The sequence below is a fragment of the Sorangium sp. So ce296 genome (assembly GCF_051529605.1).
In the GTDB taxonomy this organism is placed as follows: domain Bacteria; phylum Myxococcota_A; class Polyangia; order Polyangiales; family Polyangiaceae; genus Sorangium; species Sorangium cellulosum_D.
In genome coordinates, this window is record NZ_CP150325.1 from 3062707 (window position 1) to 3080765 (window position 18059).

Here is an 18059-nt window from a genome sequence, read left to right on the forward strand (position 1 = left end):
CAGGAGCGGCCAGGGGCGGCCCTCGCTCGGGTCGCGGTGGGAAATCAATCGTGCCCATCCGCCCCCATCACGCGATCGCGGATCACGGCACCACACAACGGCGGTCGAGTCGATCGCCAGGGACGGCCCGAGGCTGACGGTCGTTGTCTTCGTGGGGGTTGCGGCGCCCGACCGGGGTTGCGCCCGCCCGACCGAGGTTGCGGCGCCCGACCGGGGTTGCGCCCGCCCGACCGAGGTTGCGGCGCCCGACCGGGGTTGCGCCCGCCCGACCGAGGTTGCGGCGCCCGACCGGGGTTGCGCCCGCCCGACCGAGGTTGCGGCGCCCGACCGGGGTTGCGGCGGCGGCTGATCTCACCGGCGCCCGCAGCGGCGGCTCAGCTCACGAGCTCGCCGTCCCCGGCGCCCGCCTCCTCTTCAGCTTCACCCACCGCCGTCTCCCCCGGCTCCTCCTGGCTCGCCCCCTCGCCCGCGGACGTCCCGCCATACCGCTTGCCGGCCCGCTCCGAGGCCTTCAGCACGGGCCCGCGGATCGTCTCGATCGCCTCGATCGGCGCGTCGGAGAGCTCCAGGTTGGCGAGCACCGCGGACACGGCCCGGAACCACTGGCTGCGCGCGGCGGCGATCGTCGCCTTGGTCACCGGCGCCGTCTTTTCCTTCGCGGCGAGCTCGTCCCGCCGGTGCTCGATCGCCTCGAGCTCCTTGCCCGCCTTGATCCACCGCTGCGTCGTGTGGAGCAGCGTCGTCTTCCCGGGCGCCGGGATCCCCTTCAGGAACTCGCCGATCGACGGCTCCTCGTCGAGGAGCCGGGCGATGCGCGCGGTGTTGCCCGCCTCGGCGGTCGGCGACGCCTTGAGGATGTTGAGCCCGCCCGGAAACAGCTTCGCCTGCACCTGATCGCAGGCCGCGGCGCGCTCTCTGTCTGGAGGGTCCGCGCCGAGGCAATGCTCGCGGTGCGCGTCGATGCCCCAGCACACGGCCCTGGCGAGGTGATCATGGCGCACGTCGACCCGCCCGAGCTCGTCGTTCAAGACGCTCATCTGGGCCGACGGCCCTGCCTTGCTCGGGCGCACCGCGATCACGGCCTCATAGGCATCGGCCACCTTCGGGTGCAGGCCGGCGATCTCGGGGATCGAGAGGAACAGCCGCTTCCGTTGCGCGTTCTCGACCCACGGGGACACGAGCGCCACCATCTCTTCGATCATCAGGTGCTTCAACATCGCAGTCGACCTCCTTGACCGGGGTACAGCGTGTCCAGGCAGGAGACGGCGAGGCGGACGAGCCCGTCAAGCGACCCGCCGGTTTCCGACGGCTCGAGACCAATCCGGCCGGCCCAAAAGGAGATGCCACGAAGGTCTCGACCAATCCCGGCGCTCGTTACGAGGCCGAGGCGAGGTCGCCAACCATCGCGGGGGGATCTTTTCAGGTCTGAATGAAGGTCCCAACCAAAGAAATTGAATTTTTTCATACAAACGAAGCGGTCCCGACCAGTCCACCGGCTCCCGACGAGCCTCCCGGTTGGTCGAGACCCCGCCGCGGGCATCCGAGCGACGGCTGTGAACCGCTCGGGGCGGGAACCTCCCTGCGCGCGGTGCGCTCTGCGCCCGGCGCGATCGCGCTTGCCTTCGAGTCCTTTGCACAGCAACGCCCCCTCGCGCGAGCACGACAGCGACGGGTGACGGCTCCTGCCGCGGAGCTTTTCGCGTTCGAAGGCGAGAAATCTCCGCGCGCCATCGCAATGCACAGCGCGGCCCCTTGTGCGAAACGCGTGGCGCTTCTGCACGCTCGACCGCGTCGTCGCGGTGGTAGAAAGGCGACGCCGCGCCGGATAGGCCAGCGCGGCGTCGTGGTCCCCCTCGTCTGCGCCGAGGTGAACCGTGCGTGCCCCTCTTCTACGGGACCCTCTTCGGCGAGTGGCGGCTCTGGCCGTCGCTCTCGCCTCCACGTTCCCCGTCCAGACCGCGGCCGCGGACCCCTCTGCGCTGGATCGTGAGGTCCAGGAGCTCATCGACGAGGCGGAGAGGGCCGCCAAGCGGCTCGATCTCGCTCGGGCCCGCGAGCTCTGGGCGCGGGTCAACGCGCTCAAGCCCATGACCATGGCCGTCTGCCAGCTCGGCGTGTTCGATCTCGGCCTCGACCGCCTCGAGGAGGCCGCGGCCGAGCTCGAGACGTGCGTCGAGCAGATGCCCGCGCCGACCAACGACATCGAGCGCCGCCGCTACGAGGTGAGACATGCCGCCCTGGCGGCCGTTCGTCAGCGGGTGGCCGAGCTGCACATCAGCCCCCCGCCGGGCACGGCGCGGCTGCTCGTGGACGGCCGCGAGGTGAGCGCGGGCGGCCCCGTCTTCGTCACGCCTGGCCAGCACGAGGTCACGGCGATGGGCAAGCAGGGGCAGGTGGCCCATGCGCTCGTGAAGGTGGCGGCGCGCGAGTCGCGCCGCGTCTCGCTCGCCTTCGAGACCCCGAAGGCGGCCGCCTCGAGAGCCCCTGTACCGGCTCCGATCGCGCCGGCGCGCTCCAGGCCGAACCCCTGGATCATCGGCTCTGGCGCGGCCGCCTCGGCGGCCCTGCTCGGCGCCGGCGTCGGGCTTCACGTCGCCGGCGACGCCGCGGAGAGCGAAGCGGCCGCCAAGGTGGCTCGCATGACCGACGGCTCGATGCGCCCGAGCAGCGCGCAGTTCCGCCGCTTTCACGACGACGCTCACGCGGCCGACCGTCGAGCGAGCCTGTTCCGCGGCTTCGGCTCGGCTGCGCTCGTCGCCGGCGCAGCGCTCGGCGCCGCGACGGTCGTCTACGTCGTCTGGCCGCGGAAGGCCGAGATCCGCCCGCGAGGCGCCGGCGCGGAGGTCAGGCTCGTATGGTAGCCGCCGGCGAGCTCTGGGAAGGCCAGGTGATCGACGTCGGGCGCTGCCTTGCGCGCGCTCATGAGCTCTCGTTCCTCCATGGCGCCCTCAGTCCAGACCGGGTCTTCGTCGTGGGCGATGGCCGAAACGCGATCACACACTTCGGCTTTGTCCGTCTCTTTCAGCTCGGCGCGGAACAAGCGCGTCACGACCCGTACGGGTACGCACCGCCGGAGCTCCTCTCCGGGGGTCGGCTGGGACCCCGCGCGGACGTCTACGGCTTCGGCACGCTCATGCACGAGCTCTTGTGCAAGCGCGCCCTCTCGCCGTGGACCACGCCCCCGAGCTTTCCCAGCGGTCTCCCTCCGCTGCTTCAGGCCGTGATCCAGACGGCCCTCGAGGAGAACCCCAAGCGGCGGCAGCCGAGCATCGGCAAGGTGCTCTCCGTCCTGACGCCCTTCGCGCGCGCGTGGGAAGAGCTCGGCGGACCGCCGGAGCTTCCCCACACGGCCATCTTCGCGGAGCCGTCCGGCGCTCGGTGCGAGCCGGCCGAGGGAGCGCCGATCTCCGTGGAGGAGGACGAGGCGAAGCCGTTCGCCTCGGGTGAAGCGGGGGGACGAGCCAGCGAATTCCCCACGCCGCGCCCTTCCGAAGCGCCCGATACGGTCAAGAGCGTGATGCCGCCGCGGGGCGACGTCACCAGCGCGCCGCCGCTCGCCGCGCCACGACCTCCCGACACGCCCGACACGCTCAAGAGCGCCGTACCGCCGCGGGACGCGCGGGACCACGCCACCAACGCGCCTCCAGTCGCACCGCCGTTGCCCTCAGCGCCCGACCTACCGGACCTCGCTCCGATCTTGCTCGATCCGAGCCCGCCCGTAGCGCCGGCGCCCTCGACCCCTCCGTGTTCTCCGGTGCTGCCGGTAGCGCCGACGCCCTCGGCCCCTCCGCGTTCAAGCGGCACCCCTGAGCGACGCTCCCCCGCGCGCCAGCTCGGTGCCGTGCTCGCGCTCGCCTTCTTGCTCGGGAGCTCGGGAGCGCTCCTCCTCCGGTGGGAGCAGCCCCCCCGCAGCGTCGCAGCGCCGCACCTGGCGCGGCTCGTTCAGGGCGCAGCCCTCCGAGCCACCACCCCGCCTCCCCCGCGGCCGTCCGATGCACCGCGAGCGCCGCCGCCCGTCGCGCCTCGCTCCGTCACGAACCGAAAGGACGCGGTCACGCGGCAGGCCATGAACACGCCGTCGAAGGACGGCGATGTCTGTGACGGGTTCCTCGTTTGCGGGAAGCACCAATACTGAGCGAGGGGGAGGGGTTCACGATGCGATCAACATCTTACTTTGCCCTCGGTGCGGCTGCGCTGCTCGGTTGCGGTGAAGGCCTCGAAATTCCCGTACCCCGAACCGAGGATCACTCGGTACTGCTTTGGTCTGGTTCGGACCCGAACCCTCCACCATGTCCCCTGGGCCGGCTGGACTACTGGGACGGATGGGCCGATGTGTCTGCGAGCCATCAGGAAGAGTGCGGGACGTGCAGTTGTGGACCTGCCCGATGCCTGTTGCCGTCCGAGTTTGTGGCCCACGAGGCGGCGCTATGCGCAGACGAAGGGATCTCGGTCAAGTTCGACACCGCAAAGTACCAACGAGGGGAGTGCATCAAAGCCCGTCCACTCGTCCCGGATGAGGAGCTTGCTTCGATCACCCTCGCTCCGCCAACGGTGGCCCCCCGATGCGAGCCCTCGGAGCAGCTCACCCCGCCGCCCCTTACCGGGGTATTTGCGCGAGCTTGCCCGTGGGTTCCAGGATACTTTGCCTCATTCAACGGATTGACGTGCATCGCACCCGATCCTGACGGATCATGCCCGCCGGGCCTCTCCGGTCGCTTCGAGTTCCGGGAGCGGCTCAGCGATGCTCGCACATGCACTCCATGCGCCTGCGGGGATGCCGCTGGTGGGAGATGCGTGGCGGACGTGCTGCTCTTCCGCGACACAGGCTGCTCCGATCTGATGACGTTGATCAACGGCGTCGAGGCCCACGCGCTGTGCATCGACACACAACCGAACTCGACGCTGGCAGCGGCGCGCGTGATCCTCGCGCACGAAGAGCCGGGCGCTTGTTCGCCAACAGTGGCCACATCCCGCGTCGAAGGTGGGATCGAGAGCGGCGAAACACGCGTGTTCTGCTGCACCGAGCAGAGGGTCATCAACGATGATTGACCGCAGCAAAGGATGAGGCGCACGATGCGAACGGATACATTCTACACATTGGCCACGTTGGCACTCATCGGTTGCTCGTCGCCGGTCACCGACGATGACCTACCGGATCCGGATCCGAGCAAGCTCATTCTGATCTTCGGCGGCCGGCAGGAACAGGCACAGAGATGCGATCCGGATGGCAAGCTCCTGTGGGAAGGATGGACAGGGTGGGGTTTGGAGCTTGAGCCGGACACATGCGAGCCTTGTGAATGTACCCCGGCAGCCTGTATGCTGCCGTCGGAGGTGTCCGCTGACACCTTGGGTTGCCCCGGTGGCGACCCCATCGTCACGCTCATCGGTGGCGACTCCTGGGACGGTGCGTGCAAGGCGGGCGCCTTCTCGGTAACGAGCAGCGACTACGCTTCCGTGACGTTCGATCCGCCGACGCTCGCCGACTGTCAACCTGTCTCGCCAGTACCAGCACCGTCGCGAAAGAACATGAGCTTCGTCCGTGCTTGTCTTCCAGGTTCAAGCGCGATCATTCCCACGGATTTTCGTCAATGCTATCTCCCTCAAGAAAATGGCGAATGCTGGCGAGGGAAGGATGTACGGTTCGAGTTCCCGGTCTACACGGACACTCGCACGTGTACCCCGTGCTCGTGCGGCGCGCCACGCGGCGGCAGGTGCACCGCACAAACCACGCTGTATAGCGATGAAGACTGCTCGCGCGAGGCTGGATCCATCGCTATTTCCAATGCGGATCGTCCGATTTGCACGGAGGCGATCGATGGAGAGATCGCGACGATGCGGTCCGCCTGGACGCAGAACGAGCCTGGCACCTGCACCCCTTCGACGGATTCCGAGATCGTGAGCGGCAAGCTGGAGCGTGGAGAAACGCACGTTCTCTGCTGCGACCGCTAGAAACGCGTCCTTCTTGGGGCCCGCCGAGGCGCGGCCCGCCGTGGCGGGCGACGTGCCCGAGCTCGGCCAGGTGGACGGCGGCCGCGCCGAGCTTCGCCAACGTGTCTATGCGACGTCCGCGCCGGCGCCACCTGCCACCTGGAAGGGCGGCTGCGCCGCGTTCGCGCGGGCGATCCTCATTACCGGATTACCGGCGACGTGCCCGAGCTCGGTCGGGTGGACAGCAACCGCGCCGATCTTGCCGGCATGCGCCTGCCAGACGCGCTATGCTCGCAGCACCATGAAACGCTCACCCGACTGGATCTCCCTATGCACCGACGCCGTCGACCTGGCAGCGCAAGACGCAGCAGACCTTGAGACCCGCCTAACTGAAACATCCTGACGACATCGAAGCGCGCGTGAAGTTGATGGGCTTCTATTTCACGAACCTTAACGATGACGCACAAAACCGACGAGCAGACCACATTCACTGGCTGATCGCACATCATCCAGAGATCCACCTCGGCGCCTTCGCGCGCATGTACCCGGAACAACACCTGGATGCGTACAACGAAGGAAAGAAGATCTGGCTGAGCACGGTATCCGATAGGCCCAACGATCCCACCATACTCAGAAATGCCGGGGGATTTCTTTCGGCCGGAGACCCAGACATCGCCGAAGAGCTGTACGGACGAGGAGCCACGATCGAACCGGACAACCCAAGCTGGCGAGAGCTCCTAGAACGCCGAACGGGTTGAAAATCATCTAATTCCAATTAGTTACGCAGCCTCCTGGATCAGCCGCTGAGCCGCCTCGAGATTCTGGATCGCTGCGGCGCGCCGGAGGTCGAACAGGTTTCTCCTGGCGCCGATGTAGCGCGCGCTGTGTCCTTTGCGTGCCGCGATGTGGGCAAGCGCATGCTCCACAGCTGTCCGCTGCCGGAGCACGGCGCGTCCTGGCCCGGTCTGCTGCAACTTCCGGAACTTGCCCTGCAGAGCTTCGTCCTCGGCGATGGACACGGTCCGCCCTCGCCCCGAGGCAGCTTGCGTGCACTTGGCTCGAAGGGGGCACGCGCCGCACTCCTCGGGATCGAACTCGACCGTGTCGCCCGGCTCGAACACCTCGACCTGTCCCGCTGGACACGTGATTGTCTTGGCGCGCGGGTCGATCTTGAAATCGCGCTTGCTGAACAAATCGGGGCTTCGAGCCCGCTGGCCCCAAGGCTTCGAGAACACCTGGCCACCCGCGCGGATCACGTCGTCAACGACGGGACTGTTTACGTAGGCGCGATCAATGTGGAGCTCGACGAGGCGCAGCCGCTGACGCTGGACGTCCTCGGCGATCGGTGCGGCACCCTCTTCTTCGGGCCGATTTGCAGGCGTGACCGCGCAGGCGACGATGACGGGAAGGTCAAGATCGCGTGCGATGTGTTCCTTGTAGCCGTCGAACCGCTTCGAGCGACTCTTGCGGCCGTGGCGCATCTCGGCGTCCTCGATCGAGACACGGCGGTCGGGCGCAACCCCTTGCCGGATGCGAACGGTCCCGTCCTCGGCGGTTTCCAGGTCCTGGTCTCCCACCTGTGTGAGCGCATCCAGATACATGCGCAGCGGCTGCTCGACGACGTCGTCCAGATGGCGGTCGACCCATTGCTGCAGTGACGAGACCTGCCGCTCCAGGATCTGAATCGCCGCTGCCTTCTGTTTCGGGTCGCTCCAGTCGAGATCGAGCCCGGCCTTGATGCTGGGAGCCAGAAGCAGCGGGATGCCCGCCTTGCGGCAGATCTCCTCACGCGGACGCTCCGTGATCTTTGACACGACGCGGACGATGCTGCGTGCAGCATGGCCGAGCAGGTTGATCGTGTCTTCAACCCGACCGGCCCCCGCTAAAGGGCGGCTATCGATGGCTACCCGCAGCGCTTTGGATACCGCGCGCCTCTCGCCCTCCGTCATCGCGCCGGACCGAACGAGCGCCACGGTCCGCTCCAGCAGCACCCGGTCCATCTCGTGCGCGACCATCCGCTCTCGGAACGCCTGTAGCGCGCCCTGCGAGAACGGCGGCGTGGCCGCACCCAGGCAGCCGAGCACCATCTGCCAGCGCAGGTCAACTACGGCCAGCTCCACCGCCTCGGCATCCGATGCGCCGACGTAGCCTTGGAGCAGCGTAACCATGCACATCAGCGCCGGCGGATGCGGCGGCTCACCTGCCCCCGTCGTCCGGTACATGCCCTCCAGCTGCTCCTGGAAGGTCTCATCGAACAGCTCGTGCCGGTGCAGCCTGAGAAAGCCGAACAGTGCTCTCACGCGTGTCAGCCGTTTCATCAGCGCCTGCTCCTGCCGCGACAGCTCCACCGGCGGCGACCATCGTTCCATCCGTGAACCTCCGGACGCGGACGAGATCATGGCCCGGGCGAGACGGTCGAGCCTTCCATCGAAGAGCGCAGAATTATCACAAAATCAACCTGATCGGTCCTCTAGGCGGTCTGCACTTCAGGTCCAGCATCGGATCCACATCGCGCGAAGAACGTATACGGCTAGCTCGACAGGCGCTCGCGGAATACGAAGCGGCGCTCAGCCTTGAGCGCTGTACGCTCGGAGCGTTCGGAATCCTCATGGACATCGCGCAGGCGGCGGTCGTGTCCGAGGACTACCAGCGAGCGACCGAAGCCGCAGAGCGACTGCTTTCCGACGCCGAGGATCACGTCGACACATTTCAGTACGGCAATGCCATACATTGCGCACACATCGTCCTGGGAAAGGTCGCGCTTGCACGCAACGAGCCTGCCAGCGCGGCAGAACACCTGCGGGCCGCGAGCGACGTCCGCGGCTCGCCGCAGCTTGACAGCTTTGGACCTGATTTCGAGCTCGCATCCCAGTTGCTCTCCATCGGACAGCGAGACGCTGTCATCGACTACATCGACGGTTGCAAGAAGTTCTGGAAGAGGAGCGCATCCCTGCTGGAGACGTGGGCGCTCGCCATCGGCCGCGGCGAAACGCCAGATTTCTCAAAGCGCTGGACGAGTGAATCAAACTGTATCCGTTCGGTAGAGCCCATCCTGACGCCGAGCAGGCCCGGGACATAGGCTTGCCTTGCGATGCGAGAGCGACGGCAGGGCGCCGGCACCAGCGGCGAGACCGGACTGAGCAGACCGGAGGCGAAGGCCGAAGAGCGCGCGGCGCGCGACGTCGGCGCGCGGAGGCGGCGCGCCGGCAGCTCGATCGCCTCGGCGGTCGAGCCTGAGCAGCAGAAGAAGGGCCGCTCGCGGCGCGCCAAAACGGACGGCGGAGCTCCGTCGCCACCGCGGCAACGCCGGCGAGCAGTGCCCGCGGCAAGCGCGGCGCCGCCGGAGGTCACCCGTAGCGCAGAGCGGGCGCCGCAGCGCTCAGGCGGCCAGCGTGGCCGGCGCCCAGGTCCACGGGCTGGCAGCGAGCCGCTGCCGAGCGTCGGTGTTCTCGAGGGTCTGCTTCCAGGACTTGGGAGCGAGCTCGATGACCCGATCGCGCGGCCAGCCCGGCAGCAGGATCAGCACGTCGCGCAGGTAGGCCCAGGGGTCGAGCTGGTGCATGGCGCAGGAGGCGATCAACGACACGATGGTGGCGTTCCACTCCGCACCATCGTCACTGCCCACGAAAATCCAGTTTTTACGACCGAGCGCCTCCCTGCGGAGCTCGAGCTCGCTGCGGTTGTTATCCAGGCGAAGCCGCCCGTCCTCGAGGAAACGGGTGAGCGCAGTCCACTGGTTGCGCGCATACCCGATGGCTCCGGCGATGGGGCTCCTGGGCAGCACGAGCAGCTCCTCCTTGTCGAGCCAGGCGCGGAAGGCATCGAGCACGGGCTGGGCGCTGCTGCGGCGCTGCTCGGTGCGACGGCTGGGAGCCAGGTCCTTGGTGGCCTTGTCGATGGCGAAGAGCTGGTGAATGAAGCCGAGCGCCGTCATCGCGCGCTCCCGGTCCGACGACATCGCCTCGAAGAAGCGCCGCCGACAATGCGCCCAGCAGCCCACCTCCGTGACCTGCTCGGTCCGGTACAGCTCCTCGTAGACGCTCGATGCGTCCGCCTGGACGTAGCCCTTGTACCCGCGGAGAAACTCCTTGGGGCCGTCCTGGTTGTGACGCGGCGTGAATCGAAACAGCACGTGATCCCGGTCGGCGACGAGCACCCAGAAGTGACCGCGCCGGCACTTGTCCTTCGCCTGCACGAGCACCCCAGTAGCGTCGATGGCGATGCAATGCGCGGAGAGCGCATCCTTGGCCATGGCGCCGACCAGATGGCCCAGCACCTCGGCGCACGAGCTGACCCAGCCGCAGAGCGTCGAGCGCGCCAGGTGCACCCCTTGGCGCTCGTAGATCTTTTCCTGCCGATGCAGCGGCAGGTGGTCGCCGTACTTGCTCACCAGCACGTGGGCCAGCAGCCCGGGCCCAGCCAGCGACCGGGGGACGGGACTGTCGGCCACGTCGGCGATGACCACGCCCGCTTCCGGCTCGCCCTGTTTGGCAAACTTGGGTCGTACGATCTGCAGCCGTACGAAGCTCGCGGGCCTCCACTCCAGCGTCTCGGACACCTCTTCGCCGATGCGGACCATGTCGGTGGCGCGCTCGTCGCGCACTTCGGGCGGGAGCAGCTCGATGCGCTCGACCGGCAGGTGCTCGGGCAGCTTCTGCCGTCCGTGCGGAGTAGTCCTGCGCCCCTTGCCGCCGCCGCCAGGTGCGTCTGCTGGCGCAGCGCCGCCGCCTTCAGGCGAGCTTGGCGTGTCCGCGTCGGCTGGCGCCGCTGCGCCCGTCGGCGCCCCTGCGCCCGCGAGCATCTGCACGATGGCATCGAAGGCCAGCTGCATCTGCCCGGGGTCGACGTGCTCGGCCTTCTGGCCGAAGATGTGCCGGCGAAGCCGCTCCAGCTCGATGCTGGCGAGCTCGTAGAGCTTGCGGTACTCGTCGCGCTCGTGCGCGGCGCGCGCCAGCTTGTCCTTCAGGTCATGAATCTGCTCTTCGAGCGGCTTGCCCACGAGGCGCTAAGTACTCGTGACTTCTTGCTTTTTGAAGGGGGTTGTCGCAGGAAAAGAAGTAGCTCTCGCCGGAATGCAGCGCGTGCGCTGCCCGGCAGTGCGCGAAGCTCAGGTAAGCTCAGGGGGCTGGAGCCGGTGCTGCCTCGGCGAGACGGACCTCGCGCCGCAGCTTCGTCGGCGCAAGCGCGATGCCCTCGAGGATCTTCCCGAGCTCGGCCGCGTCGATGACGACGCTCGTGGCTCCCGGCGTGACCGCACGCGGGGCTCGGAAGGTCCCGCGCTCTAGACGCTTGTACCTCACCACGAACTGCACGCCCTTCGTCCACGGGCGCGCGCCTTGTGCGCGTGACGCACCCGTTCCACCCGCTCAGCGGACGGCAGCTCGTCTGCGTGGGCGAGCGGTACAACCGGTACGGGACGCGGCTCCTGCTGCGCGTCGACGAGGAGCACGTCTACTCGGTGCCGCGGCAGTGGACCGACGTCGTCGCGCCCGATCCAGAGCTCGTCATCGGCGAGGGGCGCGCGCTGCTCCGGGTAGCCGATCTCCTGGAGCTCGCCGGCCTGGTGTCGCACCTCGTCGAGCAGGAGCACCGGGCTCAAGCGCGTAAAGGGAATAACACCGCACATGTAAAGCGAAATCTGCCGTCCACAAAGCGTAGACGACCCGAACATGCGAAAAAGCGCGACGAGATCTGACCAATACGCGTTGCGCACGTTTGACATCGGTCACTGGTGCGGCCTAGTTACCGTGACTCACATGTCGGAGGGCTCATGCTGAAACGAGGCAACCGGACAGAGCCGAAGACCGCAGCGCTCCGCGAGGACGGCACGTTGAACCCGTCCCCCGACAAGGTCAGCGATCCGAAGTTCCATGCGGGCGGTTTCTTCGATTCTCGCGACCTGATGCAGGTGAGGTACGAGATGTTGCGTCGCGTGTCGATCGACAACCTGTCAGTAACACAGGCCGCCGCCGAGTACGGGGTCTCTCGCCCGACGTACTACCAGGCCAGAGCGAGCTTCGATGATGCGGGTCTCGGCGGACTCGTGCCAAAGAAAAGGGGCCCCCGTGGGCCGCACAAGCTCCAGGGTGACATTTTAGCCTTCGTCGAGAAACGGATCGTCCCGGGGAAACCGCTCCGGGCGCGCGAGCTGGCGAGGCTGGTCTGGCAGGTGTTTTCGATCGAGATCCACCCCAGGACGATCGAGCGGGCGTTCGGCGGAAAAAAAACGACAAAGCGGGCACCCGAGCCGGTGCCGAGGAAGCCGCTGCGAGGGCAAAAGTGACCGAGCAGTACGAGACATTGCGAGCAGCCGCTCTTGGCGAACGGCTTCCCCTCGAGGCGAGGAGCGGTCTTGCGCTCTTGCTTCGGCGAGGCATGTGGGCGTGGGCGCGGGCAGCGGCCGCTCAGAGCACGACATCCCGCCCGACGCAATCGTCGCCTCCGAGGTTGCCCCCCGGTGACGACCAACGAGCCGTTGTTCACCTCTTCGCAGCGATGGCGACGAGATCCACTTCCCCGAGGAACCATGGATGAATCGCGCAAAGTTCAGTCGCACCATCTCGAGCGTGACGCTTACCTGTACGTCCGACAGTCGTCGATGAAGCAGGTGGTCGAGAACATCGAGAGCACGAAACGCCAGTATGCGCTTCGAGCGCGCGCGACCGCGCTCGGCTGGCCCGACGATCGCATCGTCGTGATCGACTCCGACCAGGGAGAGTCAGGTGCATCCGCGGCTTGGCGCGAAGGGTTTCGGCGGCTGGTGACGGATGTCGGGCTCGGGCGCGCCGGGATCGTGATGGGGCTCGAGGTCTCGAGGCTCGCGAGGAACAACGCCGACTGGCATCGGCTGCTCGAGATCTGCGCCCTCGCGAACACCCTGATCCTCGACGAGGATGGCGTGTACGACCCGACGAGCTTCAACGATCGTCTCCTTCTCGGCCTCAAGGGAACGATGAGCGAGGCGGAGTTGCACGTCCTGAAGGCGAGATTGCGCGGCGGGGTCCTGAACAAGGTCCGGCGCGGTGAGTATCGATGCCTTCTCCCCACTGGCTTCGTCTACGATGAGAGCGGGGCCGTCGTCCTCGACCCGGATGCGCAGGTGCGCGAAACGATCACGCACCTCTTCGAGACCTTCGCCCGCGTCGGCTCGGCACACCAGACGGTCAAGGCGTTTCGAGACGAGGGCCTCCGCTTCCCGTCTCGCCTCCGCGCCCCAGCCGCGGGCGTGATCTTCCGTCCGCTCACGGCGTCGGTCGCGATGCGGACGCTGCGCAACCCGCGGTACGCCGGTGCCTACGCGTACGGACAGCGCGTGTACAGTCGGACGGTCGATGGCAAGAAGACGCAGCGGAGGCGCGCGAGTGATGACTGGCTTGCCTGCATCCCCGACGCTCATCCTGGTTACATCACCTGGGACCGATACGAGGAGAACCTTCGGCTTCTCGCGTCGAACGGTCGGGGGTACGACGCCGCGCGTGCATCGCCACCGCGCGAGGGCGGCGCGCTCCTTCAAGGGCGCGCCGTCTTTGGGCGATGCGGACAGCATCTTCGCGTACGCTACAGGGAGGCGCGAGGGAAGCTCGAGTCCTGGTACGTCTGTGACCGCGCCACCGATTCCCGTGCCGAACCGAACTGCCAGTCCCTCGCAGGGCCTCCCATCGACGAAGCGGTCGGGCTCTTGGTGGCCGAGAAGATGACGCCTGCCGCCGTCGAGCTGGCGATCGAGATTCGGAAAGAGGTCGAGGCACGGTACGAGGAAGCGGATCAGCTTCGTTGTCGCGCGATCGAGCGGGCGCAGATCGGCGCCGACCTCGCACAGCGCCGCTTCATGATGGTTGACCCCGTCAACCGTCTCGTTGCAGATACACTCGAATCCGATTGGAATGAGAAACTTCGCGAACTGGAGAAGGCGCGGGACGAACGCGAGCGCGCTCGGCACGAGGATGGGATCGCGATCGATGAGGCGCTTCGCGATCGACTTGTCGCGATGACGACCGACTTCAAGCGGCTGTGGTCCGACCCGTCGACGCCGAACCGGGAGCGGAAGCGAATGCTAGCCTACGTGGTGGAGGACGCAACGCTCGTGAAGCAACCTGCCGACGGGACCACGAAGATCCATATTCGCTTCCGAGGCGGTCAAACGACGACGCTCACGACCGTGAACCCGAAAGCTTCCTGGGAGAAAGTGAAGACGCCGGCGGAGCTTGTCGAGCTCGTCGACCGGCTGCTCGACCGCCACATCTACGACGAGATCGCCGACATCCTCAACGCGCGTGGGCTCCATCCCGGCGGGGCCGCCTGGCCCGGCCGAGGCGGAGCCCGATTCACGCCGAAGCGCGTGCAGTACCTCGTGCATACCTATGACCTGCGACCGCGCTTCGACCGGCTGCGCGCCCGCGGGCTGCTCACCAAGAAGGAACTCGCCGCTCGCCTTGGAATCCACGAGGCCACCCTGACCAGCTGGGTGAAGCACGGCATCATCAAGGCGCATGCGTACAACGGCCACGCGTGGCTCTACGAGAAGCCGGCGACTCACCCTACGAAGCACTGCAGCCGCTGGGATCGCGTCAGCGACCGGGCGGCGGCAGCCCATGCGTCACGGAGCCGGAACCAACGTCCTCGTCTGAAGCCGAAAGAGGTGTAGTGTGAAGACAGGTGGTTGTAAAGCAGGCAGTACCCGCTGCGGTCCCACCACAGGGCCTTGCAACGGTCGGCTGCCCGGTTGAAGAAGAGGAACAGCGCGCCGGAGAGCGGATCCTGCCGCAGCACCTCACGCACGACGGCGGCGAGGCCATCAAACGACCGCCGTAGGTCCAGCGGCTCGGTGGCGACGTAGATCGAGACGCGACCCGGGATCATCGCGAGCCTCCGAGCGCACGAACGACGCGCGAGAGCGTGTCCTCATCGAACGTCGGCGGCACGCGCACGACCGCGCCATCTGGCAGGACGATCTCCAGCGCCGCGCCCAGCGAGGGCGCCGTTGCGCCCGATGGGGCGACCACCACAGGGAGCAACGCGGGCAGCGTCGCCTTGTCCGAGCGCTGCCGGTACTCGCTCCGCTTCATGCCCAGTCGGCGGCTCCAGGAGTACAGCGTGCCGGCGCTGACTCCCTCCTGCTCTGCGAACACGCGGGCGGAGTGCCCGCTCTTGTGCCAGCGCGCCACCCGGTCGCGCCAGATGCGTCTGCTCTCGTCCATCCACACCTCCGGCGCTGGTTTCTACGCAGCGCAGAGGCTCCAGAACAGCATGCGGGTCACCGAACGCGTACATCAAACTCGCCGTCGCAAAGTAGCTAGACGACGGAGACCGGGGAACCACAGGATCGACGCTGACGCGGTCGCCCCGGTCCTGGAGCGTCTCGCCGCCGGGGCGCTGAGCTCGCACGCCCAGCAGCAGGTGCTCGGCCAGGCTGACGCCGCGCGGCGGGCGCGCTCGTGGTGATCGTCGGCGCCGGCACGGCCGCGGCGGTCCTGGGGCTCTCGGCGCGCGCTGGATCTGATCACCACGTCGGCACCTCCCGCCTGGGCGCTTTGGAAGGGACGCCTGGTCTACTTTCCCTGTGACTTTCAGCGCTCCTTCAGGGGATCGCAGAAGACGTCCCGAAGCCGAGGTCGTCCTCCCCGAGCCATTGCAACTTGGCGCCGGCTGGGGCGAGCATGGTCAGGAGGAGCGGCACCATCCGGCATCCCTCAAGGAGCGCCTGGAGCTCGTCGACACCGTGGAAATGGCGAGAGAACCGCTCATCGAATCCGTCGATCTCAACCAGCACACGGAAGTTCCCGCCTGGCACTGGATCGCACTCTGGAAGCCCCGTGCCCTGGCGTCGGGGCACACGGAGGCCACACGGCGTGACGAATCCGGCAGGCTGCCTGCAACCAGGGCCGGAGCCGCCGGTCGCTCCGCTGCGGACGTAGCGGGCCAGCGGGTAGTCGCTCCGCTGCGGACGTAGCGGGCCAGCGGGTAGACGAGATGCCGCCGAGCTCGCTGCTTAACGCCTCAACCTACCGAAGCGGCCGGTCGCGCCCCGGCTCCCATGCGCAAAGACCGCATGACGTAACGTGGTCCAGATCACTTGTTGACGCCGCCTCTCTGCTGGGAGATCGGTGCGCTCATCCGGAAGGGGAGGAAGATATGGGGTACAGCTTGAAGCTGAAGGCGAGCGCGCTCGTGCTATGTGGCGGGCTCGCAATGGTGCTCGCGTCGGCATGCGACTTGACCTACAACTGCGACACGGTAGAGCCGGGGAGTGCGGGTGCTGGATACCCGACAGAATCCGTAGGGGCGGGAGACTACCCGAACAACGACGAAGAAGACGAGCCGGAAGACGACGATGTGGGCAGCGCACAGCTTGCGATGGCGGGGGGGTGCTCGCCCGTTCACCCATGTACCGAGATGTACGAGAAGTGCGAGGATAAACGGGGGCGCTGTACGCGTGAGATCGATTCCGGCAGGACTCTTTGCGATTATTGTCGTGACGATTGTCAGAACAAGCGACCCTATAAATACAGCGAGTGCTATCAGTGTGGGTTTTATTGATCATGACAAAGGCAGCCCTCCTCCGCGCGGCGACGCATGTAGCCTTCGATGCGGCTACAACAGAGAGTCTTCTGAACATCGGCGCCATCAACGTGGTGCGAGCCTCCGACTGCCTTATTGTCGGACCAAGCCGCCTGGATGCCCTCGAACATGCCCGGACACGTGAGACATGGCGTTCTTTGTTCGAGGAGAGCTCGTTCAGAGACGAGTCGGGCGAACCGTGGGATCGGCTCTATTCGCCGGATATCCGCTGGGGGCTGCCAGTTGTCTTGTGGGTATCGGTGAGCCTCCGCGAACGAGTGAACCTATGGAGGGCCTGTCGCTGGTTGCGGCACCTCGGGATCGCGAGCGGCGAGGTCTTGGTCGCCGAGTTCGAGTTTGTGTTTGGCACGATAAATAGGTCTTGCGAGCCACCGATCATGCCGCGGTTCAACTGCTCCGCGTCCGTGGCGCACCATCCTAATGAGGTTCTCCTGGATCGCCTCGACACGGCGTGCCCCTGGCCAGTGGAACGCTACGAACACGCTGTTCGCCTCTGGGAGTGTTACGTAGATGATAACCCATTGCTGTTCGTCGAAAGCTGCATCCGTGGCGTTGATGGATTTCCGGAGCTCGCTCCCTTGTGGGGGCTTCTATCATGCTTCTTTCCACGACAGGCCGCTGGAGGTACGCTACGTTTGAGCCGACTCGATGAGCTCATTTTGACCATCCTGTCGACAGAAGAGAACCTGACTGCCGTCTCTGTGTTTTGTCACAAATCGCAGTTTGGACTGGATTTGCGAGAGCTCCTCTCCTGCACAGGCGACTTGTTCCTGCGAGCGCGTCTAGACCAATGGGCAAAGCACGGCTCCGCCGCCGTGGAGCGCGCACCTGGCCCGAGGCCGCCCAACGCTGGCTCCCCTATGCGCTCGAAGGTGTACCGCCTCACGGAACGTGGGATGCAGCTCCGGGACAAGGGGCTCGATCGGCTCACGGATGCGCCAAGCCTGCCCATCGCTGGGACCGAGGCGTACTCGCCTTCGGCCCCCTGGGTGCTGCTCGAAGATGGACGGCTCTCTCGGCTGTGAGAGCTGGCTGCTGGCAGCGCGATCGGACGGGCAGTGCCGCAGATCGGCTCGCCGACGTCCTCGTTGACGCCCGCGCCACGTCCAAAAAAAATTGTACCCGCCCTCACGTCGCATTCCGCGTATCGGCCAGGTCTTCCGCCATGTCCATGCGCACCCTCAGCAAGATCGGCCTGCTGTTTATCGGTGCGCTCGCCCTTGATTCGGCACCGGCACAGGCACTCGAGTTCAGCGGCGGCGTGAGCGTGGGCGGGATCCAGGTCGGGACCGAGCCCCGGCTTGCGGTGAGTCCCTTCGCCGGGTGGCTCTGGCGCAGCGAGGGGGACTTCCGGCTCGAAGCCCACAACATGCTCAGCATCATTCCAGGGGCAGGTGTAGGGGTCTACGACAGAACGGCGGCCACAGCCGATCATCCTGCATGAGGGTCGATCCGTGCAGGCGGTACACGGGCTCAGAGATCACTCGGCGCGGTGCTCGCAACCGATGAGTCGGCGAGTCTTCGTCGCCCACGAGTGCCGGCGCCGCGACGAT

At 66.8% G+C, this 18059-nt stretch carries 18 protein-coding genes; 11 read left to right on the plus strand and 7 right to left on the minus strand.

The annotated features are described in order from the left end of the window. Positions 1-374 precede the first annotated feature (374 nt). Positions 375-1217: a hypothetical protein gene (locus WME98_RS11610; RefSeq protein ID WP_437951394.1), complete on the minus strand. Its 843-nt coding sequence runs from the start codon at positions 1215-1217 to the stop codon at positions 375-377. Between the two features lie 693 nt (positions 1218-1910). Here WME98_RS11610 and WME98_RS11615 point away from each other — a divergent pair. The 5 genes from WME98_RS11615 to WME98_RS11635 all read left to right on the plus strand — a co-directional run bounded on the left by WME98_RS11615 (position 1911) and on the right by WME98_RS11635 (position 6686). Further along, positions 1911-2861, plus strand: coding sequence for a hypothetical protein (locus WME98_RS11615; protein WP_437951395.1), 951 nt, complete (start codon positions 1911-1913; stop codon positions 2859-2861). Then, complete coding sequence (locus WME98_RS11620; protein WP_437951396.1) at positions 2855-4135, plus strand: protein kinase; 1281 nt, start codon at positions 2855-2857, stop codon at positions 4133-4135. The genes WME98_RS11615 and WME98_RS11620 overlap by 7 nt, the downstream gene beginning before the upstream one ends. Before the next feature lie 659 nt (positions 4136-4794). After that, entirely contained in the window at positions 4795-5049 is a 255-nt protein-coding gene (locus WME98_RS11625; RefSeq protein WP_437951397.1) for a hypothetical protein, read from the plus strand. Positions 5050-5073: 24 nt separating this feature from the next. Then, entirely contained in the window at positions 5074-5949 is an 876-nt protein-coding gene (locus tag WME98_RS11630) for a hypothetical protein (RefSeq protein ID WP_437951398.1), read from the plus strand. 398 nt (positions 5950-6347) lie between these two features. Continuing rightward, positions 6348-6686: a hypothetical protein gene (locus WME98_RS11635; protein ID WP_437951399.1), complete on the plus strand. Its 339-nt coding sequence runs from the start codon at positions 6348-6350 to the stop codon at positions 6684-6686. Positions 6687-6707: 21 nt separating this feature from the next. Here the strand turns inward: WME98_RS11635 and WME98_RS11640 are convergent, their stop codons facing one another. Next, entirely contained in the window at positions 6708-8297 is a 1590-nt protein-coding gene (locus WME98_RS11640; RefSeq protein ID WP_437949443.1) for an IS1182 family transposase, read from the minus strand. Between the two features lie 239 nt (positions 8298-8536). Here WME98_RS11640 and WME98_RS11645 point away from each other — a divergent pair, with 239 nt between their 5' ends. Beyond that, positions 8537-9007 (plus strand): hypothetical protein, encoded by a 471-nt coding sequence (locus WME98_RS11645; protein ID WP_437951400.1) that lies wholly within the window; start codon positions 8537-8539, stop codon positions 9005-9007. 300 nt (positions 9008-9307) lie between these two features. Here WME98_RS11645 and tnpC read toward each other — a convergent pair whose 3' ends face one another. Both tnpC and WME98_RS11655 read right to left on the minus strand, forming a co-directional pair. After that, positions 9308-10927 (minus strand): IS66 family transposase, encoded by a 1620-nt coding sequence (gene tnpC, locus WME98_RS11650; protein WP_437951401.1) that lies wholly within the window; start codon positions 10925-10927, stop codon positions 9308-9310. A 118-nt stretch (positions 10928-11045) separates the two neighbouring features. Beyond that, a complete protein-coding gene (locus tag WME98_RS11655) occupies positions 11046-11228 on the minus strand; it encodes a hypothetical protein (protein WP_437951402.1) in 183 nt (60 codons plus the stop codon). Between the two features lie 44 nt (positions 11229-11272). Here WME98_RS11655 and WME98_RS11660 point away from each other — a divergent pair, with 44 nt between their 5' ends. The 3 genes from WME98_RS11660 to WME98_RS11670 all read left to right on the plus strand — a co-directional run bounded on the left by WME98_RS11660 (position 11273) and on the right by WME98_RS11670 (position 14572). Next, positions 11273-11623, plus strand: coding sequence for a DUF5372 family protein (locus tag WME98_RS11660; protein ID WP_437951403.1), 351 nt, complete (start codon positions 11273-11275; stop codon positions 11621-11623). A gap of 75 nt (positions 11624-11698) precedes the next feature. Beyond that, complete coding sequence (locus WME98_RS11665) at positions 11699-12211, plus strand: helix-turn-helix domain-containing protein (protein ID WP_437951404.1); 513 nt, start codon at positions 11699-11701, stop codon at positions 12209-12211. A 243-nt stretch (positions 12212-12454) separates the two neighbouring features. Beyond that, the gene (locus WME98_RS11670) at positions 12455-14572 is read left to right on the plus strand and encodes a recombinase family protein (protein WP_437951405.1); all 2118 of its coding nucleotides are present in this window, start codon (positions 12455-12457) and stop codon (positions 14570-14572) included. On the opposite strand, the gene tnpB is transcribed toward WME98_RS11670, so the two are convergent. The 3 genes from tnpB to WME98_RS11685 all read right to left on the minus strand — a co-directional run bounded on the left by tnpB (position 14461) and on the right by WME98_RS11685 (position 15697). Then, positions 14461-14787, minus strand: a complete 327-nt coding sequence (tnpB, locus tag WME98_RS11675; protein ID WP_437951406.1) for an IS66 family insertion sequence element accessory protein TnpB — start codon at positions 14785-14787, stop codon at positions 14461-14463. The genes WME98_RS11670 and tnpB overlap by 112 nt on opposite strands. Continuing rightward, positions 14784-15125, minus strand: coding sequence for an IS66 family insertion sequence element accessory protein TnpA (gene tnpA / locus WME98_RS11680; RefSeq protein ID WP_437951407.1), 342 nt, complete (start codon positions 15123-15125; stop codon positions 14784-14786). The genes tnpB and tnpA overlap by 4 nt, the downstream gene beginning before the upstream one ends. Positions 15126-15505: 380 nt before the next feature. Beyond that, positions 15506-15697 carry a DUF6968 family protein gene (locus tag WME98_RS11685; RefSeq protein WP_129579095.1) on the minus strand — a complete coding sequence of 64 codons (192 nt, stop codon included), beginning with the start codon at positions 15695-15697 and terminating at the stop codon, positions 15506-15508. A 1669-nt stretch (positions 15698-17366) separates the two neighbouring features. Here WME98_RS11685 and WME98_RS11690 point away from each other — a divergent pair. Next, positions 17367-17531 (plus strand): hypothetical protein, encoded by a 165-nt coding sequence (locus WME98_RS11690; RefSeq protein WP_237244517.1) that lies wholly within the window; start codon positions 17367-17369, stop codon positions 17529-17531. 140 nt (positions 17532-17671) lie between these two features. Next, positions 17672-17950 (plus strand): hypothetical protein, encoded by a 279-nt coding sequence (locus WME98_RS11695; RefSeq protein ID WP_437951408.1) that lies wholly within the window; start codon positions 17672-17674, stop codon positions 17948-17950. Positions 17951-18059 lie beyond the last annotated feature (109 nt).

Coding starts and splice junctions, on each gene's coding strand:
- tnpB (WP_437951406.1), bottom strand. CDS start 14,787: ATGATCCCGGGTCGCGTCTCGATCTACGTCGCCACCGAGCCGCTGGAC.
- WME98_RS11670 (WP_437951405.1), top strand. CDS start 12,455: ATGGATGAATCGCGCAAAGTTCAGTCGCACCATCTCGAGCGTGACGCT.
- WME98_RS11645 (WP_437951400.1), top strand. CDS start 8,537: ATGGACATCGCGCAGGCGGCGGTCGTGTCCGAGGACTACCAGCGAGCG.
- WME98_RS11695 (WP_437951408.1), top strand. CDS start 17,672: ATGTCCATGCGCACCCTCAGCAAGATCGGCCTGCTGTTTATCGGTGCG.
- WME98_RS11620 (WP_437951396.1), top strand. CDS start 2,855: ATGGTAGCCGCCGGCGAGCTCTGGGAAGGCCAGGTGATCGACGTCGGG.
- tnpA (WP_437951407.1), bottom strand. CDS start 15,125: ATGGACGAGAGCAGACGCATCTGGCGCGACCGGGTGGCGCGCTGGCAC.
- WME98_RS11665 (WP_437951404.1), top strand. CDS start 11,699: ATGCTGAAACGAGGCAACCGGACAGAGCCGAAGACCGCAGCGCTCCGC.
- WME98_RS11640 (WP_437949443.1), bottom strand. CDS start 8,297: ATGGAACGATGGTCGCCGCCGGTGGAGCTGTCGCGGCAGGAGCAGGCG.
- WME98_RS11690 (WP_237244517.1), top strand. CDS start 17,367: ATGCGCTCGAAGGTGTACCGCCTCACGGAACGTGGGATGCAGCTCCGG.
- WME98_RS11630 (WP_437951398.1), top strand. CDS start 5,074: ATGCGAACGGATACATTCTACACATTGGCCACGTTGGCACTCATCGGT.
- WME98_RS11610 (WP_437951394.1), bottom strand. CDS start 1,217: ATGTTGAAGCACCTGATGATCGAAGAGATGGTGGCGCTCGTGTCCCCG.